The organism is Streptomyces toxytricini (assembly GCF_014649915.1).
In the GTDB taxonomy this organism is placed as follows: Bacteria; Actinomycetota; Actinomycetes; order Streptomycetales; family Streptomycetaceae; genus Streptomyces; species Streptomyces toxytricini.
In genome coordinates this window covers 41,802-59,802 of record NZ_BMTY01000014.1, presented here as the reverse complement: position 1 = coordinate 59,802, position 18,001 = coordinate 41,802, and the positions used below count along the sequence as shown (strand labels likewise).

The 18,001-nt window shown below is 75.4% G+C and carries 15 protein-coding genes; 7 read left to right on the top strand and 8 right to left on the bottom strand.

From position 1 onward, the window contains the following. Positions 1–16: 16 nt before the first annotated feature. Positions 17–328: an alpha-amylase inhibitor gene (locus tag IE170_RS18940; protein WP_189810595.1), complete on the bottom strand. Its 312-nt coding sequence runs from the start codon at positions 326–328 to the stop codon at positions 17–19. A 342-nt stretch (positions 329–670) separates the two neighbouring features. Between IE170_RS18940 and galT the strand changes: the two genes are divergently transcribed. Further along, positions 671–1,699 (top strand): galactose-1-phosphate uridylyltransferase, encoded by a 1,029-nt coding sequence (gene galT, locus IE170_RS18935; RefSeq protein WP_189810594.1) that lies wholly within the window; start codon positions 671–673, stop codon positions 1,697–1,699. Then, on the top strand, positions 1,696–2,856 hold the full coding sequence (gene galK / locus IE170_RS18930) for a galactokinase (protein ID WP_189810593.1): 1,161 nt from the start codon (positions 1,696–1,698) through the stop codon (positions 2,854–2,856). The genes galT and galK overlap by 4 nt, the downstream gene beginning before the upstream one ends. Positions 2,857–3,246: 390 nt before the next feature. Here the strand turns inward: galK and IE170_RS18925 are convergent, their stop codons facing one another. The 4 genes from IE170_RS18925 to IE170_RS18910 all read right to left on the bottom strand — a co-directional run bounded on the left by IE170_RS18925 (position 3,247) and on the right by IE170_RS18910 (position 8,882). Next, positions 3,247–4,380, bottom strand: a complete 1,134-nt coding sequence (locus tag IE170_RS18925; protein ID WP_189810592.1) for an ATP-binding protein — start codon at positions 4,378–4,380, stop codon at positions 3,247–3,249. A 143-nt stretch (positions 4,381–4,523) separates the two neighbouring features. Beyond that, positions 4,524–4,682, bottom strand: coding sequence for a hypothetical protein (locus tag IE170_RS18920; protein ID WP_189810591.1), 159 nt, complete (start codon positions 4,680–4,682; stop codon positions 4,524–4,526). A gap of 117 nt (positions 4,683–4,799) precedes the next feature. After that, positions 4,800–7,037: a S9 family peptidase gene (locus tag IE170_RS18915; RefSeq protein WP_189810590.1), complete on the bottom strand. Its 2,238-nt coding sequence runs from the start codon at positions 7,035–7,037 to the stop codon at positions 4,800–4,802. Between the two features lie 51 nt (positions 7,038–7,088). After that, positions 7,089–8,882 carry an N-acetylglutaminylglutamine amidotransferase gene (locus tag IE170_RS18910; protein WP_189810589.1) on the bottom strand — a complete coding sequence of 598 codons (1,794 nt, stop codon included), beginning with the start codon at positions 8,880–8,882 and terminating at the stop codon, positions 7,089–7,091. Positions 8,883–9,263: 381 nt separating this feature from the next. On the opposite strand from IE170_RS18910, the gene IE170_RS18905 reads away from it, so the two are divergent. Together IE170_RS18905 and IE170_RS18900 are read left to right on the top strand one after the other, a co-directional pair. Next, positions 9,264–9,695, top strand: a complete 432-nt coding sequence (locus IE170_RS18905; RefSeq protein WP_189810588.1) for an NfeD family protein — start codon at positions 9,264–9,266, stop codon at positions 9,693–9,695. Positions 9,696–9,698: 3 nt separating this feature from the next. Continuing rightward, complete coding sequence (locus tag IE170_RS18900) at positions 9,699–10,727, top strand: SPFH domain-containing protein (RefSeq protein WP_189810587.1); 1,029 nt, start codon at positions 9,699–9,701, stop codon at positions 10,725–10,727. 46 nt (positions 10,728–10,773) lie between these two features. Here IE170_RS18900 and IE170_RS18895 read toward each other — a convergent pair whose 3' ends face one another. Continuing rightward, positions 10,774–11,199, bottom strand: a complete 426-nt coding sequence (locus IE170_RS18895; protein WP_189810586.1) for a hypothetical protein — start codon at positions 11,197–11,199, stop codon at positions 10,774–10,776. Positions 11,200–11,397: 198 nt separating this feature from the next. Next, on the bottom strand, positions 11,398–11,874 hold the full coding sequence (locus IE170_RS18890) for a DUF1360 domain-containing protein (protein ID WP_189810585.1): 477 nt from the start codon (positions 11,872–11,874) through the stop codon (positions 11,398–11,400). 98 nt (positions 11,875–11,972) lie between these two features. Here IE170_RS18890 and IE170_RS18885 point away from each other — a divergent pair, with 98 nt between their 5' ends. Beyond that, on the top strand, positions 11,973–12,350 hold the full coding sequence (locus tag IE170_RS18885) for a thiol-disulfide oxidoreductase DCC family protein (protein WP_189810584.1): 378 nt from the start codon (positions 11,973–11,975) through the stop codon (positions 12,348–12,350). A 115-nt stretch (positions 12,351–12,465) separates the two neighbouring features. Further along, positions 12,466–13,515 carry a LacI family DNA-binding transcriptional regulator gene (locus tag IE170_RS18880; protein ID WP_223856296.1) on the top strand — a complete coding sequence of 350 codons (1,050 nt, stop codon included), beginning with the start codon at positions 12,466–12,468 and terminating at the stop codon, positions 13,513–13,515. Positions 13,516–13,584: 69 nt separating this feature from the next. On the opposite strand, the gene IE170_RS18875 is transcribed toward IE170_RS18880, so the two are convergent. After that, positions 13,585–16,371: a glycosyl hydrolase gene (locus IE170_RS18875; RefSeq protein ID WP_189810582.1), complete on the bottom strand. Its 2,787-nt coding sequence runs from the start codon at positions 16,369–16,371 to the stop codon at positions 13,585–13,587. 275 nt (positions 16,372–16,646) lie between these two features. Here IE170_RS18875 and IE170_RS18870 point away from each other — a divergent pair, with 275 nt between their 5' ends. After that, the gene (locus IE170_RS18870; protein ID WP_189810581.1) at positions 16,647–17,948 is read left to right on the top strand and encodes an ABC transporter substrate-binding protein; all 1,302 of its coding nucleotides are present in this window, start codon (positions 16,647–16,649) and stop codon (positions 17,946–17,948) included. Positions 17,949–18,001 lie beyond the last annotated feature (53 nt).

The following is an 18,001-nucleotide window of genomic DNA, read 5'->3' as shown; positions in this document are numbered from 1 at the left end:
CGCGTCGCCGCGGATGTCAGCAGGTGACGACCTTGCCGTACGAGCCGCGGCCCCACGTCCACTCCCACTGCTCGCCCGGCTGGTAGGTCAGGCACGGGGAGTCGGAGCCCCAGTCGATGACGACCTTCAGGTGCATCGTCTCACGGCAGGTGTTGGTCACCTTCACGTAGTTCCGGTGCTTGACGACGTCCCTCTTGACGCACGCGGGCGCCGTCCCCGTGACCCCGAGTGCCGCCGCCGGGGCTGCGGTGAGGACGGGGGTGAGGGTCGCTGCCGCGAGGACCGCCGCGGTGCCCAGTGCCGTTCGTGCGGTGAGGCGAAAGCGCATGACGTCTCCCTGTTCGGTGGATGCCGGATCGGCCGCACCGGCCGGTCGCTGCCGGGCGGCGTCGGCTACGACTCTTCCGCCCCGGCCCGGCGCGAGTCCAGCCGATGCCCCGAAAGGGGGTACCGCGGGACGTCCCGGGCGCCGGCCTGCTGGGACGCGCCGCGGCCGGACGCGGCCGTGGGACGCCCGGCACACAGGGGCGGCCGTACGCCAGGGGTCGGCGGGGGTGGGCCGCGGCCCCGGCGGCCGTATCATCGAGTCCGCGTTCGGCCCGGTACGGGGAGGGGCCTGCACACCCTGGCCCACCCGCCGGCCCACCCACCCGACAGATCAGGCGAGGACGTGCACAGGACCGTCACCGAACTCGCGGACGGCCGCGAGCTCATCTACTACGACACCGCCCCCGGCCGGGACCGCCGGGCCCGGGACCGCCGGCCGCCGGACCGCGTCGAGAGCGTCCCGGAGCTGCGCCGGGACCCGGCCACCGGCGACTGGGTGGCGATCGCCGCGCACCGGCAGTCGCGCACCCACCACCCGCCCGCCGACTCCTGCCCGCTGTGCCCCTCGCGGGAGGGGCGGGAGAGCGAGATCCCGGCCGCCGACTACGAGGTGGCCGTCTTCGAGAACCGCTTCCCCTCCCTCTCCGGCCCCACGGGCCGCTGCGAGGTGGTGTGCTTCACCCCCGACCACGACGCCGGCTTCGCCGACCTCACCCCGGAGCGGGCTCGGCTCGTCCTCGACGCATGGACCGACCGGACCGCCGAGCTGTCCGCCCGCCCCGGCGTGGTGCAGGTGTACTGTTTCGAGAACCGGGGCGCGGAGATCGGGGTGACCCTCCCCCACCCGCACGGCCAGGTCTACGCGTTCACCGCCGTCGCGCCGCGGACCGCCAAGCACCTCGCCGCCGCGGCAGCCCACCGGGCCGAGACCGGGCGGAACCTGTTCGAGGACCTGCTGGCCGAGGCCCGCGCCGCCGACGAACGCATCGTCCTCGCCGGGGAGCACTGGACCGCGTTCGTCCCCTACGCCGCCCGCTGGCCGTACGAGGTGCACCTGTACCCGCACCGCCGGGTGTCCGACCTGACCCGGCTCACCGAGGCGGAGCGCGCCGAGTTCCCCCGCCTCTACCTCGACCTGCTGCGCCGGTTCGACCGCCTCTTCGGGCTCGCCGCGCCCACCCCGTACGTCGCCGCCTGGCACCAGGCGCCGCTCAGGGGCGGGGGCGAACTCGCGCTGCACCTGGAGCTGTTCACCGTGCGGCGGACCGCCGACAAGCTGAAGTACCTGGCCGGGACCGAGTCCGGCATGGAGGCGTTCATGAACGACGTGGCCCCGGAGACGGCCGCCCGGCGGCTGCGGGAGGCGCGGTGACCGCGGACGCGGCCGGAGCCGTCCGGGAGGGGTTCCGGCGGGTACACGGCGGCTCTCCGGAGGGGGTCTGGGCGGCGCCCGGCCGGGTCAACCTGATCGGCGAACACACCGATTACAACGACGGGTTCGCCCTGCCCATGGCGCTGCCGCAGGCGGTGGTGGTGGCTGCACGGCGGCGCGGGGACGGCCTGCTGCGGCTGCACAGTGCCCAGGGCGGCGCCGCCGCGACCGCCGTACTGCGGGTGGAGGACCTCGCCCCGGGCGCGACCGAGGGCTGGGCCCGCTACCCGGCGGGCGTGGTCTGGGCGCTGCGCGAGCGCGGGCTGGCGGTCGGCGGCGCGGACGTGTACCTGGACAGCACGGTCCCGGCGGGGGCAGGGCTGTCCTCCTCCGCGGCCCTGGAGTGTGCGGTGGCCGTCGCGTACGACGAGCTGTACGGGCTCGGGATGGCGCGGCCGGAACTGGCGCGGGCCGCGCAGCACGCCGAGAACGCGTACGCGGGGGTGCCGTGCGGGGTGATGGACCAGATGGCGTCGGTGTGCTGCGCCGGCGGCCACGCGCTGCACCTGGACAGCCGGAGCCTGGAGGTGCGCCAGGTGCCGTTCGACCTCGCCGGGCATGGGCTGCGCCTGCTGGTACTGGACACGCGCGTCAAGCACGACCTCGCCGACGGGGCGTACGCGGCCCTGCGGGCCGGGTGCGAACGGGCCGCCCGCCTGCTCGGCCTGCCGGCCCTGCGGGACCTGGACGGTGCGGGGCTGCCGGCGGCGCTGACCCGGCTGCCCGGTGAACTCGTCCCGCTGGTGCGGCACGTGGTCACCGAGAACGCGCGGGTGGGCCGGGCCGTGGCGGAGCTGGCCGCCGGTCGGCCCGAGGCGCTGGGGCCGCTCCTGACGGAGGGGCACGCCTCGCTGCGCGACGACTACGGGGCGTCCTGCGCGGAGACCGACCTGGCGGTGGCGGCGGCGGTCGCGGCGGGGGCGCTCGGCGCGCGCATGACGGGCGGCGGGTTCGGCGGCTCGGTGATCGCCCTGGTCCGCGCCGGGGAGGCGGCGGACGTGGCCGCCGCGGTGGCGGAGGCCTTCGCGGCAGCCGGCCGGGCGGCGCCCGCCGTACTGGAGGCCGTACCGTCACCGGGCGCCCGCCGCATCGGCTGACCGGCACACCGCTCGGCCGCGGGCCCCGTACCGGCAGGCCGTGCGGGGCAGGCCGGCCGGCGTGCCGGTCGAGGGGGCGCCGGGCGCAGACGGCGCACGAGCCGCCGTACGCCCGCCAGGCCGGCAGGCGCGTCGGCTGATGGCAGCGCGTCGCCCGGGCCCGCAGGCGCCGTGACGAGCCGCGCCGTACACCCGCCGGGCCGGAAGGCGCGCCGCCGGCGGGCTCCCTGCGGGGCCGCAAGCGCCGCACCGGCAGCCGCACGGGGCGGGGCCGGCCGGCGCGCGGCTGACCCGCGGGTTGCCGGGACCGCCGGCCCTGCACGTGAGGCCGACTGGCACCTGGCGGGCCCCCGGCCGGCCGCGAGCGGCGTCCCGGCGGGTGCGCGGGCGTCAGGCGGGCCAGCGGAGTTCGACCACCGTGCCCTCGCCGGGATGGCTGTCCACGCGGGCCGCGCCGCCGGCCGCGGCCATCCTGGCGTGTACGGAGCGGCGCAGGCCCGTCCCGGCGCCGGCGGGCTCCGCCGTGTCGAAGCCGGCGCCGCGGTCGGCGATGGTGACCTCCAGTCCGTCGGCGCGGCCGGCCGCGGTGAGGTACGCCTGGCCCGTTCCGGCGTGCCTGCGTACGTTGTTCAGCGCCTCGGAGGCGGCCGCCGCGACGGCCTCGGCCACTTCCTCGGGGAGCTCCGGCACCGCGTGGTACTGCGCCTTCACCACCAGTCCCAACGCCTCGGCGGAGCGGACGGCCTCCTCCAGGGCGGCGGTGCCGGCCGTGCCCCCCGCCGCGGGCAGGTGCCCGGGATCGTCGGTGAGCTGGACGAGCCGCCGCAGGTAGGCCGCTTCGCGGGCGCAGCGGTCGCGTACGGCCTGCGCGTTGGCGTCGACCCCGCCGGAGGCGATGGTGGTGAGCGTGGCGAGGACGGTGTCGTGCAGCGCGGCGTGGTGGGCGGTCCGCTCGGCCTGGCGGGCGCGGGCGGCCTCGGCGGCCAGCGCCCGCTGCTGCGCGTCGTCCAGGAGGATGCCCTGGCGTCTGACGTACCACCAGCCGGCGGCCATCAGGCCGCTGCTCATCGAGAGGGCGCTGAGGTGCTCCAGGAGTTCGGCCGTGTCGGGTCGGCGCACCACCTGGTGCACGGCGAGCGAGGTCGCCGTCAGCAGAACGAAGCAGAGGACGGTGCCGCGCCAGCGGAGCGACACGACGGCGGCCGCCGAGGCGGAGAGCGCCTGGACCGCCAGCCAGCCGTGCCCCTCCGCGGCGGGCCCTTCCCCGATGGCGACGGCGGCCGTGAGCGGGAGCAGGCAGCCGTTCACGCCCACGTCCGTCCACATCAGGCGGTCGGGGATCCGGCCGTGCCGCAGTCCCGCCGCGTAGACCGCCAGGGAGACGGCCCATACGGCGGCCAGGAGGACGGCGGCCCGGACGTCGACGGGATCGGCCGTCACCACGCCGCTCGCGTACAGCAGGTGCGCCAGCCGGTAGAGCCCGGCGACCTGCACGGCGACGCGCCGCGCACGCTGAAACCCCACTCCGTCCCCCCTGTGGACCGGTCCCCCGCCGTCGTCCGCCGCGCGGGCGGGTGCCGTGGCCTTCAGTGGATCCCGCCGCAGGAGGGCCGTCAAGGCGGTCCTCGGCCGACGCGTGCCGGCCGCGGGCCCGGGGCGGAGGGCGGTCACGGGACCAGGTCCCGCACGAGGTCGAAGAGGGCGGCGACCCCCGCGGCCAGGGCGACCGCGGTGCCCAGGAGCACGGCGGTCACCCCGGAGCAGCCGCCTCCGGCGCCCGCTGCCGGCTCGTCCCGCCCGCCCGCTTCCCCGTCGAAGAAGTCCATGCCCCGGTCCCCCCCCTCCACGGGCCGGGCCGCCCGGCCCCGCGACGGAGGGAAATCTCGCACGGCGCGGCCGCCGGGCGGAGCCGTGCGGATACTCAGGACGGGTGCGAAAACTACTCAGGCGCCCCGGCGGACCGCGCGGTCGGGTACGAGGTACTGCTCCAGCCAGTCCGCGGCTGCCCGTCGGTAGAGGCGGCGGGTGTCCGCCCGCAGGAAGTCGTGGCCCTCGTTGCGGAGGGTCAGCAGCTCGGCCGGGACTCCCTGCGCGCGGGCGGCCCGGACGAACTGCTCGGACTCGGTCGGCGGCACGTTGGTGTCGTGTTCGCCGTGGACGGCGAGGACGGGCGCGCGCAGCCGGTCGATGCGGCTCATCGGGGAGAGGGCGCGCAGCAGTTCCCGGTCGTGCTCGGGGTGGCCGTACTTGGCGGCCGCGGAGCGGGCGATCCAGGGCTCGGTGCCGGCGAAGAAGGTGGTGAGGTCGGACATGCCGCAGACGGCGACGCCCGTGCGGAAGAGCTCCGGGTGCCACACCAGGGAGGCCATGGTGAGGTAGCCGCCGTACGAGCGTCCCATCACCGCCAGGCGGAGCGGGTCGGCGTGGCCTTCGGCGACGAGGTGTGCGGCGCAGTCCGCGACGTCGTCGATGGCGGCGAAGCGGCCGGTGCCGAGGTCGGCGTCGACGAAGGAGCGCCCCCAGCCCGAGGAGCCGCGGACGTCGGGGGCGAAGACGTCGATGCCGCGGCCGAGGATCTCGTGGTAGAGGGGGTTGAACACGGGGCGCTCCTGCTCTTCGGGGCCGCCGTGGAGGTGGACGACGCAGGGCCCGGGCCGGCCGGGGTCGCGGTCGGGCGCGCGGTAGTACCAGCCGCCGAGTACGAGGCCGTCCCGTGCCCGGCAGCGCAGCGGCACGGGGCGGACGGGGGGTCGGCCGGGCGGGGCCGCTTCTTCGTCGGGGGCCGTCCAGCCGGTTCGGACGGGCCCGAAGGGCCCGTCGATCTGCCAGATGCCGGGCCGGCGGCGGGAGCCGGAGAGGGCGGCGAAGAGGCCGCCGCGGGCGACGGACGCGATGCGGGTGACGACCTCGTGCGGGAGCTCGGAGCGGTGGTGCGGCCCGACGGCGTCGCCCGCGCCCGGTCCTTCTCCGGGGCCGGCGCCGTCGAGGCCGACGCTCTCCAGGTCGCTCGCGCCGTGGGCGTTCCAGGCGAGGAAGGCCCAGCGGCCGTGGTCGGGCAGGCTCAGCAGATCGAGCTGGGAGCCGTCCCGTTCCGCCGCCACGGACACGTCCTCGGCGGTCCCGTCCTCGGCGAGGCGGACCCGCAGCAGGGCGGCGAACTCGCGGTCCGCGTCGCTGCGCAGCCACAGGGTGCGCGAGTCGGGCGAGAGCCGGCCGATCCACGGGTCGCCGTCCGCGACGTGCAGGCGGAAGGGGATGCGGCCGGTGGCCCGGTCCAGGAGGAGGGCCTCGCGGCGGCCGCGCGGCCCGCGGCGCAGCAGGACGAAGCGGTTGTCGGCGGCGATGTCGCACACGCGGAGGGAGGCGGCGCCGGGCTCGGTGTGGAGGAGGACGGGGGCGTGCGTGCCGTCCGGGTCGATCAGGTACGCGGACAGGGCGCCGTCCGGGGCCGCGGGGGCGGCTGAGGGCGGTCGGACGGGCGCGCCGTTGACGTGCGCGGCGGGGGCGGCCGCCGGGTGGCCGGGCGGGAGGAGGATCGCCGCCTGCCCGGCGCGGGCGGCGCGGGCCGCCGCGTACGCACCGTCGGGGAGGGCGCCGTCGGAGAAGCCGGGTTCGGCGTCCTGCGGCATGTGGCCGGGGCCGGTGTGCGCGCCGGGGCCGGCGGGCTGGGCGACGGTGACGCCGAGGGCGGACCCGTCGCGGCTCCAGCGGCCGATGTGGGCGGAGGCGCCCGGTTCGGCGCCGGCGAGGACGTGCCGGTCGGTGCCGTCCGGGCGGACCACCAGGACGCGGGTGTGCTCGCCGCCGCCGGGAGCCGAGGTGTACGCGATCCACCGGCCGTCCGGTGACCACGACACCTCGGTGACGGGGTCGGGGTCGGCGTCGAGGACGTGGGCTTCCGAGCCGTTCGCGGGGCCGCTCCACAGCTGCGGCACGCCGGCGCGGTCGCAGATGAACGCCACGCGGTCGCCGGTGGGGTCGGCGGACGGGTACCAGCAGCCGTGGACGGTGAGCACCGCCGGCGGGTCCGCCGCGCCGGTGTCGGCCAGGTGGAGCACGGCCGGGGCGGCTCCGGCGGGTGCCGGGGCGGCGGCGGGCGCGGGGCCCGGTGCCGGGTCCGGGGCGGCGGGTGCGCCGGCGGTGCGGGGACGGTGTCGGTGCGGGGAGCGGTCAAGGGGCATGCGGGCCTCTTCGAGGGCTTCCGGGGGACAGTCACCGCTCGGTGTCGGTTGTCAGACGATGCCGTGGGTCTGGAGCCAGATCTCCAGCGAAGCCACCTGCCACAGGGTGCTGGCTCCGCGTTTCGTGCGGTGGCGCGCGGGGTCGGCGAGCATGTCGGCGACGCGGCCCTGGTCGAAGATACCGCGGCGGCGGGCTTCGGGGGCGGTCAGCGCGTCGCGGACGCGGGTGAGGACCGGTTCGGCCATGTGCCGGACGGCGGGCACCGGGAAGTAGCCCTTCGGCCGGTCGACGACCTCCAGGGGAAGGACGCGGCGTCCTACGTCCTTGAGGATGCCCTTGCCTCCCTGGCCGAGTTTCAGCTCGGGCGGGCAGGCTGCGGCCAGTTCGACCAGCTCGTGGTCGAGGAACGGCACGCGCGCCTCCAGGCCCCAGGCCATGGTCATGTTGTCGACGCGCTTCACGGGGTCGTCGGCCATCAGTGCATGGACGTCGAGGCGCAGGGCGGCGTCGAGCGCGGTCTGTGCGCCGGGCGCGGCCATGTGGGCCGCGACGAACTCGCGCGGGGTGTCGCGGTCGGCGGCCAGGTCGCGGTGGAGCAGGTCGTTGACTCCGTGGTGCGTGCGGTCGAAGTAGGCGTCCGCGTACGCGTCGGCGGCGTCGGGGCGGGCGGCCTCGGCGATGCCGGGGTACCAGTGGTAGCCGGCGAAGACCTCGTCGGCGCCCTGCCCGCAGAGAACGACCTTGACGTCCTTGGCGACCTGCTCGGCGAGCAGGTGGAAGGCGACGGAGTCGTGGCTGACCATGGGCTCGTCCATGGAGGCGATCGCCCGTTCCAGCGCGGCGGGGAGCCGGTCGGAGGGGATCATGAATTGGTGGTGGTCGGTGCCGAAGCGCCGGGCGACCAGGTCGGAGTAGTGGAACTCGTCGCCGTCCTGGCCGCTCTCGGATTCGAAGCCCATGGCGAAGGTCGCGGTGCCGCTCTGGCCGTGCTCCTCCAGCAGGGCGACGATCAGGCTGGAGTCGAGTCCGCCGGACAGCAGGACGCCCACGGGGACGTCGGCCACCATGCGCCGGCGCACGGCCCGGCCGAGGGCCTCGTGGACGGCTTCCCGCCAGGCCTCCGGGTCGTCGCCGAGCTCGCCGCCGGGTCCGGCGCCGCGGGTGTAGGACGGCTGCCAGTAGCAGTGCTCGGTGGAGGTGCCGTCGGGCTCGATCACGCGGACCGTGGCCTGGGGCAGCTTGCGCACGCCCCGCAGGACGGTGCGGGGCGCGGGAACGGTGCCGTGCCAGCTCAGGTACTGGTGCAGGGCGACCGGGTCGGGGCTGGTGTCGACGCCGCCGCCGGCCAGCAGGGCCGGCAGGGTGGAGGCGAAGCGGAGCCGGTCGGCGTCCTCGGTGATGTAGAGGGGCTTGATGCCGAGCCGGTCGCGGCCCAGCACCACGCGCCCGGTGTGGTGCTCGACCACCGCGAAGGCGAACATGCCGAGCAGGTGCTCCACGCAGGCGGGACCCCACTGCCCGTACGCCTTGAGGAGTACCTCGGTGTCGGAGCCGGAGAAGAAGTGGTGGCCCAGCCCCTCCAGGCGCCGGCGCAGCTCGCGGTGGTTGTAGATGCAGCCGTTGAAGGCGGCGGTGATGCCGAGGTGCGGGTCGCTCATCGGCTGGGCGCCGCTCTCGGACAGGTCGATGATCTTCAACCGCCGGTGGCCGAGGGCGACCGCGCCCTGCGACCAGGCGCCTCTGCCGTCCGGACCGCGGTCGGACATCTCGTCGGTCATGCGCTCGACCGCCGCCAGGTCCGGGCGCCGGCCGTCGAAGCGCACCTCACCGCTCAGACCGCACATGCCGCACCCCCCTGGATACGCGCGCCGGCATGCCGGCGCGTGGCCGCTCCTGCTCCGGGGGTCCGGAACACCTGCACCATGTGAGTTCACTCCCTCGTGCTGCCCGTCCGGCCGCGACACCGGCGGGACGGGCGATCGACGTACAGGCCGCCTGCCCCACCAGGCGGTTTCCATTCGGGGCGGTTCCCGGGCCGATCTTGGGGCGCTTCCTCCAATATGCCCCGCGGTGCCCGTGCGCGCGTGGCGGGCGGCGGCGGACCGGACGGCGGCCGACGGCCGGGCGTGCGGTGTGAACAGCGGGTTCTGCCGCCCCGCCAATGGGTAGACAAGCGAATAATTCCGGCATATCGCTCGCCTATGCGCGTGGGAGGGAGGGCCCGCATGGAACCGTGGCTGCTCTGGCTGATCGCCGCGGCGGGGCTGGCCGTCGCGGAGGTGTTCTCCCTCACCGCGGCGCTCGGGCTGCTGGCCGCGGCCGCCGCCGTGACCGGGGGCGCCGCCGCGCTCGGGCTGCCGGTGCCCTGGCAGTTCCTGCTGTTCACCGCCGTCGCCGCGCTGAGCCTGCTGTTCGTACGCCCGACCGTGCTGCGCCGCCTCCAGCCCGCCCAGGAGGCGCGGTTCGGCGTCGACGCGCTGATCGGCAGGGTGGCGTACGTCGTCAGCGAGGTGTCCGGGCGGGACGGCCGGGTGCGCATCGGCGGCGAGGAGTGGACCGCCCGCGCCTACGACGAGACGCTGGTCATCCCTCCCGGCGCCGCCGTCGACGTCATCGAGATCAGCGGCAGTACCGCCCTCGTCTACCCCCGGGAGTGAGCCATGGATGCATCGGGGTCCCTGATCATCGCCCTGGTCCTCGCCGCCCTCGCCGTGTTCACCGTGGTGCGGGCCGTGCGGATCGTGCCCCAGGCGCGGGCCCGCAACGTGGAGCGCCTCGGCCGCTACCACCGGACGCTGAAGCCCGGCCTGAACGTCGTCATCCCCTACATCGACCGCGTGTACCCGGTGATCGACCTGCGCGAGCAGGTCGTCTCCTTCCGGCCGCAGCCGGTGATCACCGAGGACAACCTGGTGGTGGAGATCGACAGCGTGCTGTACTTCCAGGTCACGGATCCGCGGGCGGCCTCGTACGAGATCGCGAACTTCCTCCAGGCGGTCGAGCAGCTCACCGTCACCACGCTGCGCAACGTCGTCGGCTCCATGGACCTGGAGAAGACCCTGACCTCGCGCGACACGATCAACAGCCAGCTCCGCGGTGTGCTGGACGAGGCGACGGGCAAGTGGGGGCTGCGCGTCAACCGCGTGGAGATCAAGGCCATCGACCCGCCGCAGTCGATCAAGGACGCGATGCAGAAGCAGATGCGGGCGGAGCGGGACAAGCGGGCGGCGATCCTGGCGGCCGAGGGCCAGCGGCAGGCGCAGATCCTGACGGCGGAAGGCGACAAGCAGTCCGCGGTGCTGCGTGCTGAGGGCGCCCGCACTGCGGAGATCCTCAAGGCGGAGGGCCAGTCCCGGGCGATCGACGAGGTCTTCCAGGCGGTGCACCGCAACGACCCCGACCCGAAGCTCCTCGCCTACCAGTACCTCCAGGTGCTGCCGCAGCTCGCGCAGGGGCAGGGCAGCACCTTCTGGGTGATCCCCGGCGAGGTGACCTCCGCCCTGGGGGCGGTCTCCCGGGCCTTCGGTGAGGTGCTCCCTCCGTCGCCCGCGACCCGGGAGCGGTCGGCGGACGGCGCCGACGAGACGGCGACGCAGGCCGCGAGCGACGCCGCCCGGGCCGCGGAGGCCGCGGCGGAGGCCCTGGCGGACGCGGCCGAGGCGGACACCTCCGGCGGACGGCTGCCGTAGCCGGTTCCCGGCGGCACGGCAGGGGTCGGCGGGCAGCGCGGCGGGATCAGAACGGGTCGATCTCCACGTGGCCCCGGGACGCCGAGCAGACGTCCCAGCGGTCGCCGCTCCGGCGCAGCTCCAGGGTCACCGCGATCCGGTCCCCGGCGGGCGGGGCGAGGTCGGCGTTGACGACGGCGCTGTCGCCGCTGCGGGTGGAGGAGACGATGCGGTGGCCGAACTCCGCCGCGAGGGCGCGGAGGGAGGCCTCGGGGTCGCTGCCGGCGGGGCAGCGGGCGTCCGGCCCCAGGGCGGGTGCGGGGGCGCCGCGGCCGACCGGCCCCAGGTAGGCGTCCACCGCGCGGTGCAGCGGGCTCGGCGCGGCGGAGCTGCCGCTGCCGAGGACGACGGCCACGACGGTCCCGGCCACGGCCAGGGGAAGCCCCACCGCGAGGGCCACCGTCCATCCGCCCGCCCTGGGTCCTGCGCGCACTGCCCCTCCTCCCCCGGCGCCGCGGCGCCGGCCTGCTGGACCGGTCCGGCCGGCTCCGTCGGAGGGGAGGACGCAGGCCCGCGCGGGACCGTTCCCGTAACCCCGGCCGGGGCAGTCAGCGGTCAGCGGTGTCGGACGCGGGCGGGCCGGGCAGGCCTGAAGGCGGCGCTCCCCCGCGGGCCGCCGGCGCCGCCGCGGCTACCCCTCCGCCGCCCGGACGAGGCGCGCGTACGCGAGCTGCATCGCGTCCGCCGCGGCCACGGCGGCGAGCGTCCGCTCCACCGCTCCGGTCGCGTGCGGCCACAGCGCCCGGGCACCGGTCAGGGTGGTGGCCACCCACACACCGAGGCAGAACGGGCAGCTCAGGAGCGAGCCGGCCACGCGCCGGCCGGCTTTCGGGGTCTCGTTCAGCTCGGCCGGCGCTCCGGGGCCGTCGACGTCGGTGAACGGCGCCCGCAGCGGACGGGTGATCTTCGCTTTGGTGATGAGGCGGCTCAGGCGGAAGGTCGCCGCACCGGTCAGCAGCACTCCGGAGGCCCGCCCCGACGCGGCGTCGGGACTGCCGTGCCGCTCCGCCGCCTGCGCCCACGCGGCCGCGTAGAGGCCGAAGGCTGCCAGGGCGGCCAAGTGGAGGTGTTCCGCATCGTCCCGTGCCGTGGTCGTCGATTCGGTCATGCCCTGCGCCTGCCCGCCCGGCGGCCGGGGATGCCCCCTGGCGGGGCGGCACTCGGCGCGTTCCCCCGAACGGGGCCGGGACGCCGCATGATGGGGGCATGCGTACCCGGCCTGTGCTCGTCTACGACGGTGACTGCGGCTTCTGCACGACCTCGGCGCGGCTCGCCGAGCGGTACGTGCGGCCCCGCTGCGACGTCGTCCCCTGGCAGTTCGCGGACCTCGACGTCCTCGGCGTGAACCGGGACCGCGCCGCGTACGAGGTGCTGTGGGTGACCCCGTCGGGGGCGGTGCACGGCGGCGCCCGGGCCGTCGCGAAGGCGCTGCTGAGCGCGGGTGGCGCGTGGCCGGTGCTCGGCGGCGTGCTCGGGCTGCCCGGGGTGCGGCGGGCCGCGGACGGGGTGTACCGGCTCGTCGCGGCCAACCGGTACCGGCTGCCGGGAGGAACGGCGGCCTGCGCCGTCCCGCGCGATCGGTAGGGGCTCCCCGCGGCGGGCGGCCTGACTTGGCGCAATGCTTTTGGGAGCGCTCTCACAGCCGCCGTCCGGCGTTTATCCTGTTCCGCGTCGGACAGCGGCGCGGCGTCGGCCGCGGATGGAGTCAGGAGTGCCTGCCGTGCCGGAGCAGACCACGGGGTCGTCCCGCCCCACGCTGGAAGCCGTTGCCGCGCGGGCCGGCGTCTCCCGGGCCACGGCCTCACGGGTCGTCAACGGCGGTGCGGGCGTGCGGCTCCCGCTGGCGGAGAAGGTCCGCGAGGCGGTCCGGGAACTGGGCTACGTCCCCAACCACGCGGCGCGCTCGCTGGTCACCCGGCGGCACGGCGCCGTCGCCGTGATCATCGCGGAGCCCGAATTCCGGATCTTCTCCGACCCGTTCTTCGAGAAGCAGGTCCGCGGGATCAGCCGGGAGCTGACCGCCCACGACACCCAGCTGGTGCTGCTGTGGGTGGAGGGCCACGGCGACCACGAGCGCATCTCGCGCTACCTGGACGGCGGGCACGTCGACGGCGCACTGGCGTTCTCCCTGCACACCGCCGACCGGCTGCCCGCGGTGATCGCCCGGAGCAGGATCCCCGTCGTGTTCGGGGGGCGCCCGGTGTCGGGGGCGGAGTCGGCCGTGCCGTTCGTCGACTGCGACAACCGGGGCGGGGCGCGGGAGGCCGTCCAGTACCTGGTCTCGCTCGGGCGCCGCCACATCGGCCACCTCGCCGGGCCGTGCACGCAGACGTCCGCGCTCGACCGGCTCGCCGGCTACCGGGACGTGCTGGTGGACGCCGATCCGGCGCTGGTGTGCCAGGGCGACTTCACCCGGGAGAGCGGGGCCCGCACGATGGCCGAGCTGCTGGAGCGGCGGCCGGACGTGGACGCCGTGTTCGCCGCGAACGACCTGATGGCGGCGGGGGCGCTGCGAGTCCTGCGCGAGCGGGGGATCCGGGTCCCGGAGGACGTCGCGGTGGTGGGGTTCGACGACATGGACGCCGTGGTGCGGGCCACGGAACCCGCCCTGACCACGGTGCGGCAGGACATCGAGGGAATGGGCCGGCTGATGGTCCGGCTGCTGATGCGGATGCTGGACGGTGCGGCGGACGCCGCCTCGGCCTCCGTCATCACGCCGACGGGGCTGGTGCGGCGGGAATCGGCATGACGGCGGCATGACGGCGGCGGGTGCAGGGAGGACCCCGCACCCGCCGCCGCGGTGCCGCGGCCGGATGTGTCAGTCGTACGGGATGACGACCACGGCCGTGTCGGTGCCGGTCTGGAGCCGGGAGTCGGCGTTGCCGATGGCGCTCCACACCTCCAGGCGGACCGTTCCGCCGCGCAGGTCGCCGAGCGTTCCGGTGGCCGACTTCAGGCCTCGGGCCTGCCGGTAGTCCTCCCAGCCGGCGACGGGGTCGGTGGCGAAGTAGTGGTAGGTCTCCGTCCGGTCGAAGGTGCCGTCGCCGGTGAGGTCGTACGAGATCCGGGCCTGCTGGCCGAGGCCGACCGCGGTGCCGGCGTCCACGGGAAGTCGGAACGCGGTGGCGGCGCCCGCCCGGAGCGTGCCGTTCACGCCCTTGGCCTCGTAGACGAGCGGCCGGTAGGGGGTGCCGTCGTGGTTGGCGCCGCCGGCCGACGGGATGGTGTCGCTGCCGGCCGCGGTGCCGCCGGCGGTGGTGAGGACGCCGCCGGAGCGGAGCCGGAAGGTGTTGCCGGTCGAGGGCTCCGGGTCGGGGCCGGGGCCCGTGCCGGTTCCGGTGCCGGAGGCGGTGGAGCGGGCCGGCACGGTGAGGGTCCTGCCGTCGGAGAAGGTGACGGTGCGGGCGGTGGCGCCGTGGTTGTGGGCCGCGTAGGTGCGGGTGCCGTTCCGGTTGAAGACCGCCGAGGTGGGGATGGAGCCGGTCACCGACGGGTCGGGGGCGCCGAGTGCGTCCAGGGTGGTGATCCAGTGCTGGGTGTGCGCCTTGGACTCGCCCGCCTCAGGGGTGTAGCCCGCATTGCCGGCGTCCCACTTCGCCTTCGCGGCGGCCGGGTCGGCGAGCGCCTGGAACTCCCAGAGGATGTCGCGCCATTCGACGGCGGGGCCGCCGTTCTCCCGCTCCATCTCTGCGATGTTGCGGCGGATCGCCTGCTGGTGTCCGCCGAGGTGGAGGGAGCCGCCGGTCACGGGGAGGACGTTGATGCCGTGGATCTCCTCCGGGTTGGCGGTCCACCAGGTGGCGTACGCGGCGCCGCTGCCCCACACCATGCCGGCCGTGTCGTGGCCGAAGGAGGCCGGGAAGACCTGCCCGTCGCCGTCGAACCAGTACTGGGCGATCGCCTCGCCCTCGGTGGCCAGCAGGTAGGAGCCGAGGTCGCGCAGGCCGGTGTCGCCGGTGGCCGAGCCCCACAGCACGAGGGCGGCGCTGAGGTTGGTGGACTCGGAGGAGGACTCCTGGTTGTTGCCGGCGGCGAAGCCCTGGTGCCCGGAGGCCCAGCTGTGGCCGGCGTACACGTCGAAGCCGCGCAGGAACGGGAAGGCCGTGTCGGTGCGCGAGGGGTTGGCGGTGTCGCGGATCAGGGTCTTGACCATGCCGCCCCAGGCGGAGTCGGCGGCCCAGCCGGGGTCGTACTGGGCGGTGATCGCGGCCGCGTACACGTAGTAGCCGTAGTGGAAGTGGTGGTCGTTGAGCTCGGTGTCGCTGCCGTAGGAGGCCGGGTAGCCGGTCAGGGTGCGCCACGTGCGGTCGTAGGAGAACTCGCCGGCGCCGCCGGCGGTGAACCACTCCTGCAGGCGCCCCTTGAGGAGGCCGAGGAGCTTGTCGCGGACGGCGGTCTCGCCGATCTGGTCGGCTATCGGGACGAGTTGGGCCAGCTTGCCGAGCGCCTTGCCGGTCCAGTAGGTGTCCACGGCCCCGGAGAACGGGTCGGACGCGTTCGCGGCCTCGTGCAGGCGGGCGCGGAGCGCGGCGGTGTCGGCCGCGCCGGTGCGCGGCAGGGCGGGCAGCACGGGGGCCGCCTTCTGGGTCGTGGTGAAGGAGGCGCCCTCGCGGACCTTCATGGTGCCGCGCGGCGAGACGTACGTGTACGGGGTGAGGGGGTCGGCGGTGTGCAGCCACTGGTGCCGGTAGAGGGCCTGGAGGGTGCCGCGCTCGGTGCCCTCCTTGGCCTCGGTGGAGAGCGTGTAGGTGGCGCGGACGGTGCCGTCGGAGGTGCTCCAGTCGACGCGGGAGCCGGTGACGAAGCTGAAGGCGTACTTGCGGTAGGCGGCGAGCGCGTCCGGTGAGGGCAGGACGGCGACGGAGAAGTAGTTCCGGCCGCCGAGGGCGGCGCTGATCGCGGTCCCGTCGACGTTCCAGTCGGCGCCGGTCGGCGCGAAGAGGGCGTAGTGGTGCCCGGCGACGGTGATGCCGAGGACGTTGCCCTGGTCGGCGAAGACGGCCGGGGCGGACGCGGTGGTGATCCGGGCGTCGCCGCCGGATCCCTGGGCGTACACGAACGGGCTGCCGTGGCCGATGGTGGTGCGCAGGGTGCGGGCGCCGTCGGACCAGTAGGGGGTGACCGTCCAGTCGGACCAGGCGTCGGCCTTGGTGTCGGGCGAGTTCAGGCCGGCGAGGCCGATGGTCAGGTCGCGCTTGTGGGCGAACTCGTACTGGCGGCCGTCGCCGACGACGGCGGGGCTGGTGGGGTAGCCGACGTCCAGGCCGCCGGCGGCCGCCTGGTAGGTGAGGGGGTGGCCGTACATGGGGGTGGAGTACGGGTTGTCGCCGTAGCGCTGGAAGGCGAGGGAGGACCACCAGTCGTTCGTGGGGACGGGTCTGCCCTGGGCCGCGGGGGTCACCTTGGGGGCGACGGGCGTGCCGGTGTTGGTGGTGGGGCCGGAGGTGCCGGCGGGGCGGGTGTCGGAGTAGCTTCCGGCGCCCACCGGGACGGTGGCGGCCGCGGCGGGGGCCGCGGCCGGTCCGAGGCCGATGCCGAGTCCGGCGGCCGCGAGGGCGGCGGCGAGGACGGGCGGGGCGGCTCGGCGCGGGAGGAGGACGGGCATGCGGGGAACACCTCGTGTCTTGGCGGGGACGTACGCAGGTGGTGTCGGGGTCGCGTCCGGGAACCGTAGAAGAGAGCGCTCTCAACTGGCCGGAAACGTAGAACTTCCGAAAGACGGGTGTCAAGGGAGTGCGCAAGACCGGAAGTTGATGTCCATTCCGGTCTGTTGCGGCTTCGAGTCTTGACGGATGGCACGCGCCGTGGGCACGCTCCCCTCGCTTGATGAGAGCGCTCTCAGAAGCGTTCTCCCCCGATCCAGGAGCCCAGGAGGCCCCCATGTCCCACGCCCGAGCCGCCGGAAGAACCGCCGCCCGCCTGGGGGCGGCCGCCCTCGCCGCGGTGCTGCTCGCCGCCTGCGGCGGTTCACCGGAGGGCGCCGCCGGCGGCGCGGACGGCAAGGTCACCGTCACCGTGGACCTCTTCGGCTCCTTCGGCTACGAGGAGGCCGGGCTCTACGCCGAGTACGAGAAGCTGCACCCGGGCGTGACCATCAAGCAGACCGACACCGAGGACGAGGCCGACTACTGGAAGTCGCTGCAGACCCGCCTGGCCGGCGGGGGCGGCCTCGCCGACGTCCAGGCCATCGAGGTCGGCCGGATCGCCTCCGCGGTCCAGCAGCAGGCCGACCGGTTCGAGGACCTCCGCGCGTACGGCGCCGAGGGCCTCAAGCCCGGTTTCCCGGAGGCGAAGTGGGCCGCCGCCACCGGGAAGGACGGCCGGATCGTCGGGCTCGGCACCGACGTGGGGCCGGAGGCCATGTGCTACCGCACCGACCTCCTGGCGCAGGCCGGCCTGCCCACCGACCGCGAGGAGCTCGCCCGGCGGTGGTCGACCTGGGAGGGGTACCTGGAGCTGGGCCGGCAGTACCAGGCGAAGGCCCCCGCGAAGAGCGCCTGGATCGACAGCGTCGGCAGCCTGTACTCCGTCATGATCGGCCAGCAGAAGGAGCGCTACTACGACGCCTCCGGCACGCTGATCTGGGACACGAACCCGGCCCTGAAGGCGGCATGGGACGCGTCGGTGTCCGCGGCGCAGAGCGGGCTGAGCGCCAAGCTGGACCAGTGGTCGCCCCAGTGGAACCAGGCGTTCGCCGCCGGCTCCTTCGCCACGCTCCCCTGCCCGGCGTGGATGCTCGGCTACATCAAGGGCCAGGCCGGCGAGGCCGGCAGGGGCAAGTGGGACGTCGCGAAGCTGCCCGCGGGGGCCGGCAACTGGGGCGGCTCGTACCTGGCCGTGCCGCGCGCGGCCAAGCACAAGAAGGAGGCCTACGAGCTGATCGCCTGGCTCACGGCGCCCGAGCAGCAGGCGAAGCTCTTCCGCAAGCAGGGCAACTTCCCGTCGGCCTCCGGCGCCATCGCGCAGATCGCCGACGCGACCGACCCGTACTTCTCCGGTGCGCCGATCGGTCGGATCTTCGGCGAGGCGGCGAAGGCGGCTCCGGTGCAGGTGCTCGGCGTCCACGACCAGAACATCGCCCAGCAGATCACCAACGCCCTCGGCGAGGTCGAGCGCAAGGGCACGGCGCCCGAGCAGGCCTGGGGGAACGCGAAGAAGGGCGTCCAGAACACCGTCGGCTGAGACCGCGCCGTCCGCTCAGACCCCGCCGTCGGCAGACCCGGGGCGGGCCGGCG

What these genes read in the sequence shown, in the direction of transcription:
- IE170_RS18940 (WP_189810595.1), bottom strand. Translation starts at nt 328, where the DNA reads ATGCGCTTTCGCCTCACCGCACGAACGGCACTGGGCACCGCGGCGGTC.
- IE170_RS18920 (WP_189810591.1), bottom strand. Translation starts at nt 4,682, where the DNA reads ATGGACTTCTTCGACGGGGAAGCGGGCGGGCGGGACGAGCCGGCAGCG.
- IE170_RS18915 (WP_189810590.1), bottom strand. Translation starts at nt 7,037, where the DNA reads ATGCCCCTTGACCGCTCCCCGCACCGACACCGTCCCCGCACCGCCGGC.
- IE170_RS18910 (WP_189810589.1), bottom strand. Translation starts at nt 8,882, where the DNA reads ATGTGCGGTCTGAGCGGTGAGGTGCGCTTCGACGGCCGGCGCCCGGAC.
- IE170_RS18905 (WP_189810588.1), top strand. Translation starts at nt 9,264, where the DNA reads ATGGAACCGTGGCTGCTCTGGCTGATCGCCGCGGCGGGGCTGGCCGTC.
- IE170_RS18900 (WP_189810587.1), top strand. Translation starts at nt 9,699, where the DNA reads ATGGATGCATCGGGGTCCCTGATCATCGCCCTGGTCCTCGCCGCCCTC.
- IE170_RS18890 (WP_189810585.1), bottom strand. Translation starts at nt 11,874, where the DNA reads ATGACCGAATCGACGACCACGGCACGGGACGATGCGGAACACCTCCAC.
- IE170_RS18885 (WP_189810584.1), top strand. Translation starts at nt 11,973, where the DNA reads ATGCGTACCCGGCCTGTGCTCGTCTACGACGGTGACTGCGGCTTCTGC.
- IE170_RS18880 (WP_223856296.1), top strand. Translation starts at nt 12,466, where the DNA reads ATGGAGTCAGGAGTGCCTGCCGTGCCGGAGCAGACCACGGGGTCGTCC.
- IE170_RS18875 (WP_189810582.1), bottom strand. Translation starts at nt 16,371, where the DNA reads ATGCCCGTCCTCCTCCCGCGCCGAGCCGCCCCGCCCGTCCTCGCCGCC.
- IE170_RS18870 (WP_189810581.1), top strand. Translation starts at nt 16,647, where the DNA reads ATGTCCCACGCCCGAGCCGCCGGAAGAACCGCCGCCCGCCTGGGGGCG.